Below are 12,082 nucleotides of genomic sequence, written 5' to 3' on the forward strand. Positions count from 1 at the left end.
GATCACATCCCGGGTGTTCAGGTCACGCATGACAACTCTCCCTCGCCTCGGATGTCCCGGGACTGCATGCCCTGCCGCCATCCCCCCGACACCGCCGCGATCTGTGTGGCATAGGTGTCCAGGCCATCACCCGGGCCCCCGGGCAGGCCGGTCAGGCCCGGGAGCAGGTCACCGAAGGCGTTGACCTCGGCGACCGCGGTGGATCTCCAGTCCGTTCCGATCATCAGGTCGACTCCGATCGCCAGGCTGCCGGGGAAGCAGTCCGCGGCTCGGACGCATACGTCGAGCGCGCCCTGCCATCCCGCCGTCCCGAGACGCTCCCGCACCCGGCCGAGGTCACCGCGAACGCCGCCGAGGTGCAGGTTCGTCATCGGCGTGCGGCCCACTCTGACGACGACATGGGTGGGCGCACCCGCGACCACGACGACCCGGAGGTCGAAGGCCCGGCCGTCCATGGACGCCTTGGGAAACCACCGCTCGACGTGCAACCCGTCGGGCGCGAGCGCGCCGACGACCGCCGCCACGTCGGTCTCGCTCTCGTAGGTCCGCACCCGCAGCGAGTTGTACAGCGAGGCCCCGCCTCGTCGGCCGCGCCCGGCCTCGCCCGGACCGTCGGTTCCCGTGCCCCAGCCGTCCGGCAACGCCGCAGACGTCACCGCTTTCACCCGCGCGCCCAGCGCCTGGAAGGCGATCACTCCGGACGCGGACGATCCGTGGGCGGGCTTGACGAACACGCGCGGCCAACCGTCGCGGGTCATCAGCTCCCGCAACTCCCGGTAGGAGCCGACCTGCCCCTGAAGCGCCGGCGGCACGGGCACACCGGCCGCCCGCAGCCGCTCATGACACAGCCGTTTGTCGAACATCACGGCGATCTCGTCGACGTCGCCGAGCAGCGCCGAGCCCGGTGAGGCCTCGACGGCCTCGGCGAGGTTCCGCAGGCCCCCGCGGAACGCCGCGTACCAGGCCGCGCCGCCCCCTGCCCGCGCCGGATCGCCCGGCCCCCGGAGCAGCGCGTCGACCTCGGCGTCCTCACCGGGAGAGTCGACCCGTACGGCACTGCCCGGCGGGATCGGCGCATCGCCTGCCAGCACGTCACGCCAGGAGATCACGTTCGGGTCGGGCAGGCCGGCGCGGGCCGCCGCCGCACGGAAAAGGTCGACCCGCCGGCCGCCCGGGACGCCGACGACGGCGAACCGCGTGTTCGCCGTGGTCACTCGTCGACCGCGACGTAGCGCCACTCGTCTTCCGGGTCCTCCGGCTCGGACAGGTCGACCTGCACTCCCGGCAGCGCGTCCTGGATCCGCTTGATCATCGGCTCCGTCAGGAAGTGATGATGGAGGTCGAGCTCACGCAGATGGGTGAGCGGCTGCCCGCTCAGCAGCGCCTCCGCCCCCAGGTCGGTGAGAGTGCCCATGGACAGGCTCAGCGACTCGAGCCTGGCGATGACCGGGGCCGAGGCGACGGCGGCGGCGATCTCGTCCTGGATCTCGCTGTCCCGCAGGCCCAGGTGCCGCAGCGCCGGGAGCCGCTCACCGGACATGATCGCGTCCAGGTCGGCCGCCGAGCAGTTGCCGCCGTAGTTCTCAACGCCGAGCCAGAGATCGAGTTCCTCCAAGGCGGGGAGATCGCACTGCCCGACCGCGCGGACGACGTCGGCGGGCAGGCCGCCGGACTCGAAGCGGAGCGTATGCAGCGCGTCGTGCCGGACGGGGTTGAACTCCAGCCCGGTTCCTCCCCGGACCTCCAGCCGCTCCAGCCGCGGGTAGGCCTCGAGCAGCGGGGTCACGTCCGACTGCTGGATCCAGGAGATCTCGCACTGCTCGGACTGCAGGGCTCCCACGAACAGGGCCCGCAGGGCGGGAAATCGCGCAGCCGCGTCCGCCAGTGGCCGGATCGCCACCTCCGATCCCACCTCGTAGGGGTTCTCCCAGCCGCCCACGACGATCGCCCGGACCGGCTCGGTGTCCACCTGCTCCATGAAGCGAGCGAACAGCGCCGCGAAGGCCCCCTCCTGTGCGTCGTACGGCTCCGCGGCCAGGCGCCAGGCCACCGAGCCGGCCTCCGGAAGCTTCCCGGGGTCGCCTTCGCCGGTGAACTCGGCGACGGGAAGATCGGCGTAGCGATCCCGGTAGCCGCAGACGTGTCTGCGCGGATTGTCGTGCTCGGTCACAGAGGTGCTCCTCGCCTGGGGGGACTGGCGGATCATGTCTTACCAGAGACAGGCGACACTTCGGTCGCATCCGTTCAGTCGACTGCGCCCGTTCAGTCCACCTACCGAAGCGGCGCCCGACGCGACGGACCATGATGGCCCGTATGGAATCAGGCCAGATCCGGCTCAACTCGATCCCGGGCCGTTGGGTCCTTCTCACGACGGTCCTCGGATCCGGAATGGCGATGCTGGACGGCACCGTGGTCAACGTGGCCCTGCCCGCCCTCGCCCGCGATCTCGGCACGGGCATGTCGGGGCTCCAGTGGACGATCAACGCGTACACGCTGACGCTCGCCGGGCTGATCCTGCTCGGAGGCTCCCTCGGCGACCGGTACGGCAGGCGCAAGGTCTTCATGATCGGTGTCGTGTGGTTCGCCTCCGCCTCCGCTCTGTGCGGCCTCGCCCCGAACATCGAGGTGCTCATCCTCGCCCGGGCGCTCCAGGGCATCGGCGGGGCGCTGCTCACCCCCGGCTCGCTGGCGATCATCCAGGCGAGCTTCGCCCATGAGGACCGTCCCCGTGCGGTCGGCGCCTGGTCGGGTCTCGGCGGAGTCGCGTCGGCGATCGGCCCCCTCCTGGGCGGATGGCTGGTGGAGACGGCCGGCTGGCGCTGGGTCTTCCTGCTCAACCTCCCCCTCGCGGCCGTCGTCCTCGCGGTGGCCGCACGGCACGTCCCGGAGACCAGGGACACCACGGCGCACGGCAGGTTCGACGTGCTCGGCTCCGCGCTGGCCGCGCTGGCTCTGGCGGGCGTCACCTACGGCCTGATCCTCGGCGGCGCGGGAGTCTTCCCCCTCGTCGCGGGGCTGGTCCTCGCCGCGTCCTTCGTCGTCGTGGAGATGCGGCGCTCCCCCGACGCCCTCGTCCCTGTGGGGATCTTCAGGTCCCGTGTCTTCACCGCGGTCAACGTCGTGACGCTGATCATGTACGCGGCGATGGGCGTCGTGTTCTTCCTGCTCGTCGTCCAACTCCAGGTGTCGGCCGGGTTCTCCCCTATCGCGGCGGGGTCCGCGATGCTTCCGGTGACGATCCTGATGTTGCTGCTGTCGGCCCGCTCGGGAGAGCTCGCCAAGCGCATCGGCCCCCGGATCCCCATGACCGGCGGCATCCTCGCCTGCGCGGCGGGCCTCGTCCTCATGAGCAGGATCGGGCCCGGCGCCTCCTACATCGTCGACGTGCTGCCCGCGGCGCTCGTCTTCGGCCTGGGCCTGAGCACCGCCGTCGCCCCCCTGACCGCCACGGTGCTGGCCACGGCCGAGGAGCGCTACGCGGGGGTCGCGAGCGGGGTCAACAACGCCCTCGCCCGGACCGGCGGCCTGCTCGCCGTCGCGGCCGTCCCGCCCCTGGTGGGTCTGACCGGGGACGCCTACAACTCGCCGGCCGCCTTCACCCACGGCTTCCACACCGCGATGCTGATCAGTGCCGCCATGCTTGCCGTCGCCGCCGTGACCACCTTCTTCACGATCCGGGGCAACGTGCTGGCCGATGCCCCCGAGCCCGAGCGCAAGATCCACTGCTCGCTCGACGCACCGCCCATCGAGGGTGAGGTCAAGTCCTGAGGCTTACAGCGCCGAGTTAAGACAGCCGACGTGGGCGGTTCATGTGCTGGTGGGCCTCGTGTCCAGATAGCCGGAGACGATCCGGCACATGAGCGTTTCGCGCACGTCCGCCCTGCTCGCGGTGGCTCTGGCCACCCCCGTGGTGGCGCTTCCCTCCCTCCTTGCGGCCTCTCCCGCCTCCGCTCTCACCGCTGCGGGCACCGCGCCCCGCGTGGCCAAGGGCTGCCCGGCGTTCGTCGCCGTGGCCTCGCCGTACGCGACGGTGAACGGGAAGGCCCGCGCGGGAACGGTCACCCTGTACGGGAGCGCGCGAAACGGTCTCACCCCGCAGAAGACCCTGCACCAGGGCTCCGGCGGCATCGGGGGCTCGCCGGAGATCAACGACTCGTTCGGATCGGCGGTCGCCGAGGGCGACTTCAACGGCGACGGCTGTACCGACCTGGCGATCGGCGTCTCTGAGGAGTTCTTCGGCTCCCGTGTTCCCGGGGCCGACGGGAACGGCGTCGTCCACATCCTCTTCGGAACGCGGAGCGGGCTCGGCACGGTCAGATCCATCGACGTCACCCGGCTCGGCCGCAAACACGGCACCGACAGGTTCGGCGCGGCCCTGGCCGCCGGCGACCTCGACGGGGACGGCGACGACGAGCTGATCGTCGGAGCACCCGGCATGACGGGCGGCGGAGGCGTCGGCGTCTTCGGCATGAACCACCGCTCGCCGTACGGCAAGGGCACGCTGGTCACCCAGGCCACGAGCTGGGTCCACCAGGGCCGGGGACAGACCGACCTGTTCGGCGAGTCGCTGGCGGCGGGCGACTTCAACGGAGACGGCAAGGACGAGATCGCGGTCGGGGCACCGGGTGACGGCGGGACCAAGACGCCGGGCTCGGGCACCGTCACGATCATCGATCCGCGCAAGCGGCACGCGAGCGCCTACACGCAGAACAGCCGGAACGTGCCCGGCTCCGCGGAGCGGTGGGACGCCTTCGGCTCCGATCTGGCGACCGGCGACTTCAACGCCGATGGGCGCGACGACCTCGCGATCGGCGTTCCCGGCGAGGACGTCTCCTCCACCCTCACCCGCGGGATGGACTACGGCGACGGCGCGGTCAATGTCCTGTACGGCTCGGCCCGCGGCCTGACCGCGACCCGCAGCGAGATGTGGACGCAGACGATCCTGGCTGGCATCCCGCGTTACTACGACAGGTTCGGCTCGTCGCTCGCGACCGGGGACCTCAACGGCGACAAGGACGACGAACTGATCGTGGGTGCGCCGGGCGAGGGCGCCGTCCAGGTGATCCCCGGGACGCGCAGCGGCGGTCTCACCCGCAACCACAATCTCCTGCTCACGGGCGACAGGACGGGGGCCTTCGGGTCGTCGGTCCTGGCCGAGGGCGGGAAGCTGCTGATCGCCTCGCCGGGCTCCGGCCGCCTGACCACGGTGAGCACCAAGGTGAAGAAGGGCTCCTACCCGGGCGCCGTCCCCGGAACCGCCCGCGTGGCGCGCACGGGCGGCCGGGACGACCTGTACGGCTACGCGCTGAGCTGAGCGTGGCCCGAGGGGATCGTGAAGCTGGCCGCGGTCTTGGCGGGCGCGCCGCGCCTGGTGATGTAGTCGAGCGTGCGGAACTCGGCCCGCATCTCGTCCTGTGACATCGAGCAGACGATGTAGCCGCGGCGCTGGTCGATGAAGGAGAAGTGCGGGTTCTCCCGCATGGTCTCCGCGATGCCGGCCGCGTCACGGTACCCGTCGCCGTCACTCGACACCGACGAGGTGACGAGTTCGACCGCCACCTGCGGCGAGTCGGGGTCGGCGAAGTCCGGCTTCAGGGTCGCGGCGTAGTGCGTGTGGGCGTCGCCGGTGAGGACGACGGGGTTGGCCGCCCCGGACGCCTTGATCCCTTCGAGGAGCCGGGTGCGGTCGGCCGCATACCCGTCCCAGCTGTCCATGTTGACGTCGACGCCCGGGCCGGTCCTGCCGTCGCGCTGCGCCATGATGACCTGCTGGCCGATGAGGTTCCACCGGGCCTCGGACCTGCCGAGCCCGTCGAGGAGCCAGCCGCGCTGGTCCGCGCCGAGGATCGAGCGACCCGCGTCGAGCCGGTCGTCGCAGCCGGAGCGCTCGCCGTCGTCGCAGGCCTGGTCGTCGCGGAACTGCCTGGTGTCGAGCAGGTGGAAGGTCGCCATCGTGCCCCAGTCGATCCGCCGGTTGATCCGGATCGAGCCTCCCCTGGGGAGGTTCCCCCGGCGCAGCGGCATGTTCTCGTAGTAGGCCTGGAACGCGGCGGCCTTGCGCCGGGCGAAGGCCGCGGCGCCGGTGCCGGACACCGAGGACACCGAGCCCGCCCAGTTGTTCTCCACTTCGTGGTCGTCGAAGACGACCAGCCAGGGGGCCACCTGGTGGGCCGCCTGCAGGTCGGGATCGCTCTTGTACTGGGCGAGCCTGAGCCGGTAGTCGCCCAGCGACTGGCACTTCGGTCCCGCGTGGCGGCGGACGACGCCGCTCACCGCGGTGTAGCCGCTGGGGGCGTACTCGTAGATGTAGTCCCCGAGGTGCACGACGAGGTCCGGGTCCTGTTCCGAGATCCGGCGGTAGGCCGTGTAGTAGCCGTGTTCCCAGTGGGCGCAGGCCGCCATCGCGAACTTCAGCGGCGAGAGCCCCGCAGGCGTGGTCCGCGTACGGCCCGCCGGAGACACATGGCCGTCGACGCGGAAGCGGTAGAAGTACTCCGTGCCGGGCTGGAGGCCGTTCACCTCGATGTGGACGCTGTGCGCCTGCGCCGCCCGGGCCGTCGCCGTACCCGATCTGACGATCTTGGAGAACCGTTCGTCGGCCGCGAGTTGCCAGTCGACGTCGTAGGAACCGCTGGGCATGCCGCCGAGTCCGTCGGGCGCCGTGGGCTCGAGGGCGAGCCGGGTCCACAACACGACGCCGTCGGGAGTGGGGTCTCCCGACGCGACGCCGAGGGTGAACGGGTCCCTCTTGAGCGCCCCGCCGTACGGCAGGCGCCCCGGGAGGGCGGACCCCGACAGGAGCAGGCCGCCCGCACCGGCGGCCGCAGCGGACAGGAACACTCTTCGTGACGCATTCGTCTGCACGCTGCCAGTCCAGCGGCCGCGGTTAACGCGCGCCCTTTACAACTGTGGCGGGCGAAGAAACCCATGATGAACAGTGCTTTTGACTTCCCACCTTTGCTGAACGGCATCTGAAGGGGAAGGCTCGAGCGCGTTAATCGGCGTTCATCTCCCCATCAGGAACGCGCATCGGGAACCGTTTTGGAACCCGTTTTGGAACCCGTTTGGAACCCGCGTCAGCGCCGGCCGTTCAGGCCGACGCCGGCTTACGGCTGAGGACGCCGTTCAGAGGGCGAGCTTGAGATCGTCGCGCAGCGTCGCGGCGTCACGGAAGTGGACGCCGGTCATGCCCGCCCGCTCCGCCCCCTCGATGTTCTCCAGCCGGTCGTCGACGAAGACGATGTCGCCGGGGGCGACGCCCATGCTCTCCGCGACGCGGAGATAGATCTCCTGGTCCGGCTTCACCAGGCCCATGCGGCCGCTGAAGAACCGCGGCCGGATCGGAGCCATGAAGGGCAGCAGGTCGACACCGTCCGCGATGCTCACGGGGGCGTTGGACAACAACGCCATCGGGACTCCCCCCGCCGCGAGCTCGTCGACGATCGCCAGCGTCTCCTCGTTGGGGCGCGACCAGCTGGCCACGTCGAGCGCGATGGCCTGGTCGAGCTCGGCGCCCGCGACCGGCCGGCCGTACACGGCGGACCAGTACGCCCCGTCGTCCAGCGTGCCCCGGTCGAAGTCGAGGCGCAGGTCCCAGTACCGCTCCTCGAATCCGGGGATGCCCTGGGCCAGCCGGGCGGCGTCCGCCTCGGACTGGGGCAGGCAGATGACATTGCCGTAATCAAAAAGAACATGCCTCATGATTGAATGAGCATAGAGGATGTTCGTTACGGACGTCCGACCAGGTGCCGTCAGGCCAGGTAAGGTTTGAGATATTCGTTCGCGGCGCCGCAGCCCAGGTAGTTGCGGACCGTGTGGAAGTCGAGCCAGTCGATGTTGCAGGCGACGTCGCGCTCGATCCCGTCGAAGAAGGCCTGAAGATCCGGCGGGATGGCGGCGATGTCGTCCTTGTCGGCGATGTTGATCCAGCGCTTGACGCCCGGAGGCCGGGTGCCTCGCCCGTGGAGGGGAACCGGCGAGAGCCGTTCGAAGACGACGTTCCGCATGCCGAGGGGGCTTCCGAGCGTGATGAGCAACTCGGTGGACAGGTCGGCGTGGGCCCAGAACGCCTCGTAGGCGACCACACTGCCCAGGGAGTGGGCGATCACCACGCGGGGCTGCCTTCTGCGGATCACGTCTGCGACCGTGTCGCGGGCGCGGACGCGCGGGTCACCGCCGCCGAGGTAGGTCGCCACCTCGGGGCAGAAGTCCTGCGCGAACTTCATGGCGTTGGGGCCGAGCCTGGCCAGCAGCCATTCGGCGAGCCGATGGGCGATACCCGTGAGCGACTCCCCCGCGGCACTGCGGATGCGCCCGTCGAGCTGGCCCGCCCAGTCGGCGAAGACCAGCTTCGCCGGAGCGTCCATCTGCTTGGGCGGACGGGGCGGCCCCGAGTGCAGGTGGTGGGCGTAGTAGGCGATCTCGGAGAAGTAGTCTTGACCGCCTTGGGATGCGAGGCCGGCCAGGCCCTTGTGCAGGTAGCCGTTCCACTTGAGACGCATGGTCTCCGCAGCGCGGCCGGGAGAGCCGCCGGACTCCTCGTAGTAGTGGTACTTGCCGATGCCGTGGACTCCGACGATCGTGGTCATGACCGGGTAGCCCGCCTCCACTCGGTAGAACCCTGCGTAAAACCTGCGTAGAACCCTGTCTGCGACCCACAGCCGGGTGACCTGTGGGCGTGAGCCGCAGCCGGGTAGTCCGCAGATGCTCCCGAGACACTGTGCATGAGGGGGTGGATCGTGACAAGGCAACACCTGATTTGCGGGGATAAATCAGTTGATAGGGAATGAGGGTCGATGGCTACGCTTTGAGTCCCACGGAAGCCGGTGGCGGTCCGGCGTCACGACACCGTTGCGGGAAGTCATGGCAGCACATTGAGGTAGGGACCGCGACAGACGCCGCGGCAGACGGCTCGACGGACACCGCGGCAGCGCGCCGTGACAGGTTCGCCGTGACAGGCGCGCCGCGACGGCAAGATGCATGAGTAAGACGTATGAGTACAACGTGCGCGCAAGACGTGCGAGCACGTCGCGTGAGGAGAGGACACAATGCCAGGCCCGCTGCACATCCGCGGCTCGGTCGTCGTACCCGAGGCGGAGCTCGGCTGGCGGTTCTCCCGCTCTTCAGGTCCGGGCGGCCAAGGGGTCAACACGACCGACAGCCGGGTCGAGCTGAGCTACAACGTCGAGACCACGACCGCGCTCGAACCCACGTTGAAGACTCGGGCTCTCGAGCGTCTCGGCCCCCGGCTCGTCGACGGCGTGATCACCATCGCCGCGTCCGAGTTCCGATCACAGCTCCGCAATCGCGAAGCCGCGGAGATGCGGCTGGCTCAGCTGATTCGCGAGGCCATCGCGCCACCCCCCAGGAAGCGCCGTCCGACCAAGCCTTCCCGAGGGGCCGTCGAGAGGCGTCTGACGGCGAAGAAGCAGCGCTCCGACATCAAGCGCCTGCGCCGCTCCGAGGACTGACGAAGCACCTGCCCGACCCATTACCGGCTGGTTGGCCGCTCTCGGGCCGGGTTCGAGCGCGGCTGGATCCGGGTCGCCAAGCCGGGACGAGGTGGCCGCCTGGCCGGGACGGGATGACCGTCAGGCCGAGATGCGGTGGCCGCCGGGCCGGGTCGAGCTGCCGCCGGCGCCTCTCAAAGGTCAAGGCCAGGCACCCCAGGCGATGGGACGCTCTCTCGAGGCCCCGGCGCCGAGGTGGGGTCACCGCGCGTCTCCAGCCATTGGATGACGTCGTCGACCACCTCGTCCGGGTCGGCGTACGTGGTGATGCTGAGCTCTCCACCCTCCCGATACTCGATCTGGTAGAGGTCCTCGCCGATCAGGGACACCGAAGCGCACCAGGCAGGCGAACCTCCGTCCGGCTTGATGGTGACGAAGGTGTTGTCGGCGGGATGCAACTCGGCGATCAGCACGGCGATCGCCTCCGGTGATGGATCATCGATGCGGTAGCCGTCGTCGGTGTCGGCTCCATAGTTCTTAGCGGCCATCGCCGTTCCCTTTCTCCTTGCCGGTCAACGGCTCCACGATCCCAGAATTCGGTTGGAGCCCCGACCTTTTCTCAGTTATTGGCTCCGCTTTTTCGGCGAGAATCGGCTACCGATTGACCAATCAGAACTTTCCATATCCATCGGTTTACGGATACGTCGGTCATCACAGCACGTGCCACATGGCATCTGAGCAGGTTACTTTTAGGGAAGACTGCACACTCCGCACAATCGTTTTAGCCATGTAATTAACCGTCTAACAGCGTCGGTTTTCGACATGTCACCATTTCCTCCGTCGTACTCGACCCCATTCGCGCGGCTTACGCAAATTGCTGCCCATCATTAGACTTCGGACATTTCAGCGGCAAGCGACGGTGTGAAGCGTATAGAAATTCTGTTCGATAGCTGTAGCGCAGTGACTACAGAGTGTGACATGATTAGAACAGATTTTCGATTACGGGGAGGGCGTCATGTCGGGTTCGCGTGTGCGGCGTTCTTCCGCGGAGTCGGGGGCGATGCCCTGTGGGCCGGAGTGGTGGGCCGAGGTGGCTGCGCGGGCTCGGTCGTGGTCGTCGGACGGCACGTCGGCGTTGAAGGTGCCGGAGTGTCCAGAGCCAGATTGTCCCGAGTCGGAGTGCCCTGAGTCGGAGTGCCCAGAGGAGGTGTCCGCTGGAGCTGCGGCTGCCTTTGATTGGGCCTCGCGTGCCGATGCCCGTCACGGTGGCCCCGGTCTGGGGGTCGCAAGTGCTGAGGATGACCGTGCCGAAGGTGCCCGTCCCGAAGGTGTTCGGGTTGATGGGGCCGGCTCTCAGGAGTCGGGGGGTGAGCGGGCCAGGGGCTCTGATCGATCGACGTGGGCGTCCACGCCTGATGGTGCTCCGGTGTCTGGGCTGGGGGTGTCGTCGTGGGAGTTGGTGGCTGGGGTGGAGGCGGCGGTGTCGGGGTTGGTGGTGGGTGGGGTGCCGGAGTCGGGTGCGGAGTGTCTGGCTGAGGTTGAGGTGTTGGTGGGGGCGCGGGATCGGTTGATCTCGGCGATCACGGCTCGGGTGGGTCGGGTGCATGGGGCGGGTGAGGCCAGGGCGCAGGGTTATGCGAGTACGCGGATGTGGTTGCGGGGTGGGTGTGGGATGGATGGGGGTTCGGCTGGTCGTGTGCTGGTGCTTGCAGCGGAGTTGGCTCGGTTGCCGGTGGTACGGGCGCGGTTTGCTGCGGGCAGCCTGTCGGAGGGGCGGGTGTATGCGATCTGTGTGGCGGTCGGTGGGTTGACCGATGAGCAGGCGCAAGTTGCTGAACCGATTTTGGTGGGGCTGGCGGATCAGGCGGGTCCGGCGGAGGTGGCCAGGGCGGGCCGGTTTTTGCGGGCGTTGTTGGATCCTGGCCGGGCGGGCAAGGACGAGGACGCCGATTATGAGCGGCGGTTCTTGGTGGTCCGTCCGTCGGGTTCGGGTGGGATGGAGGGGGAGTTCCGGTTGCCGCGGGAGGCGGCGGCGCGGTTGCGGACGTGGTTGGACGCCTATGCCAAGCCCAAGGTCGAGGGTGATGAGCGGCCGTTGCGGGTGCGTAACGCGGATGCGTTGATGGCGTTGCTGGAGAACAAGATCACTACTGAGTTGCTCGTCCTGGTCAACGCCGAGTCCCTACCTGATGACCACCCGGCCGATGCCGCCCGCGCCGACAGGGCTCGCACCAGTACCGCTCGCCCCGACACCGCCGGCACTAACGCGGATCCCGGCAACCCCGTTCCCACCGATCCGCACCCCGGTTCCGGTTCCGTGCACCCGGATGCCGGTGACCCCGCGGATGCCGATGTGGGCGGCGGCAGCGCGCAAACGGGTGGCGATGCCAAGGCCAGAAGCAACACCGACGATGGCCATGCTGGTGGTCGGGAGGGTGAGTGCGGGCGGTGCGGGCGTGCGCCGAACCGGGCGACGCCCGGGTTGCTGCTGGCCACCGGTCAACTGCTGTCCTCCGACTCCATCGCCCGGCTGGCCCGCACGTCTTCGCTGGTCCGGATGGTGATGGACGCCGACGGACAGGTCCTGGACATGGGCCGAGCCGTACGACTGGCCACCGGAGCCCAAAGAAGAG

10 protein-coding genes are annotated in these 12,082 nt (G+C 69.2%); 4 read left to right on the top strand and 6 right to left on the bottom strand.

Annotation, left to right across the window (positions count from 1 at the left end; translation table 11 throughout):
• Window positions 1–17: 17 nt before the first annotated feature.
• Complete coding sequence (locus Pmi06nite_RS06740; RefSeq protein ID WP_203951992.1) at window positions 18–1,214, bottom strand: STM4014 family protein; 1,197 nt, start codon at window positions 1,212–1,214, stop codon at window positions 18–20.
• Window positions 1,211–2,170: an STM4015 family protein gene (locus Pmi06nite_RS06745; protein ID WP_239113724.1), complete on the bottom strand. Its 960-nt coding sequence runs from the start codon at window positions 2,168–2,170 to the stop codon at window positions 1,211–1,213. Before Pmi06nite_RS06745 ends, Pmi06nite_RS06740 begins: the two co-directional genes overlap by 4 nt.
• Window positions 2,171–2,313: 143 nt before the next feature.
• On the opposite strand from Pmi06nite_RS06745, the gene Pmi06nite_RS06750 reads away from it, so the two are divergent.
• Window positions 2,314–3,768: an MFS transporter gene (locus tag Pmi06nite_RS06750; RefSeq protein ID WP_239113725.1), complete on the top strand. Its 1,455-nt coding sequence runs from the start codon at window positions 2,314–2,316 to the stop codon at window positions 3,766–3,768.
• 88 nt (window positions 3,769–3,856) lie between these two features.
• Entirely contained in the window at window positions 3,857–5,314 is a 1,458-nt protein-coding gene (locus tag Pmi06nite_RS06755; RefSeq protein ID WP_203951995.1) for an FG-GAP repeat protein, read from the top strand.
• On the opposite strand, the gene Pmi06nite_RS06760 is transcribed toward Pmi06nite_RS06755, so the two are convergent.
• The 3 genes from Pmi06nite_RS06760 to Pmi06nite_RS06770 form a co-directional block, all read right to left on the bottom strand.
• Complete coding sequence (locus tag Pmi06nite_RS06760) at window positions 5,299–6,864, bottom strand: alkaline phosphatase D family protein (RefSeq protein ID WP_203951996.1); 1,566 nt, start codon at window positions 6,862–6,864, stop codon at window positions 5,299–5,301. The genes Pmi06nite_RS06755 and Pmi06nite_RS06760 overlap by 16 nt on opposite strands.
• A gap of 261 nt (window positions 6,865–7,125) precedes the next feature.
• Window positions 7,126–7,701 carry an HAD family hydrolase gene (locus Pmi06nite_RS06765; RefSeq protein WP_203951997.1) on the bottom strand — a complete coding sequence of 192 codons (576 nt, stop codon included), beginning with the start codon at window positions 7,699–7,701 and terminating at the stop codon, window positions 7,126–7,128.
• 50 nt (window positions 7,702–7,751) lie between these two features.
• Window positions 7,752–8,588 carry a hypothetical protein gene (locus tag Pmi06nite_RS06770; protein ID WP_203951998.1) on the bottom strand — a complete coding sequence of 279 codons (837 nt, stop codon included), beginning with the start codon at window positions 8,586–8,588 and terminating at the stop codon, window positions 7,752–7,754.
• A gap of 459 nt (window positions 8,589–9,047) precedes the next feature.
• On the opposite strand from Pmi06nite_RS06770, the gene arfB reads away from it, so the two are divergent.
• Entirely contained in the window at window positions 9,048–9,470 is a 423-nt protein-coding gene (gene arfB / locus Pmi06nite_RS06775; protein WP_203951999.1) for an alternative ribosome rescue aminoacyl-tRNA hydrolase ArfB, read from the top strand.
• Window positions 9,471–9,643: 173 nt separating this feature from the next.
• Here arfB and Pmi06nite_RS06780 read toward each other — a convergent pair whose 3' ends face one another.
• The gene (locus tag Pmi06nite_RS06780; RefSeq protein ID WP_203952000.1) at window positions 9,644–9,997 is read right to left on the bottom strand and encodes a hypothetical protein; all 354 of its coding nucleotides are present in this window, start codon (window positions 9,995–9,997) and stop codon (window positions 9,644–9,646) included.
• Between the two features lie 512 nt (window positions 9,998–10,509).
• On the opposite strand from Pmi06nite_RS06780, the gene Pmi06nite_RS06785 reads away from it, so the two are divergent.
• A partial coding sequence (locus Pmi06nite_RS06785) for a DUF222 domain-containing protein (protein WP_239113728.1) occupies window positions 10,510–12,082 on the top strand: 1,573 nt, incomplete at its 3' end.

Origin of the sequence: Planotetraspora mira (assembly GCF_016863275.1) — a bacterium.
GTDB lineage: Bacteria > Actinomycetota > Actinomycetes > Streptosporangiales > Streptosporangiaceae > Planotetraspora > Planotetraspora mira.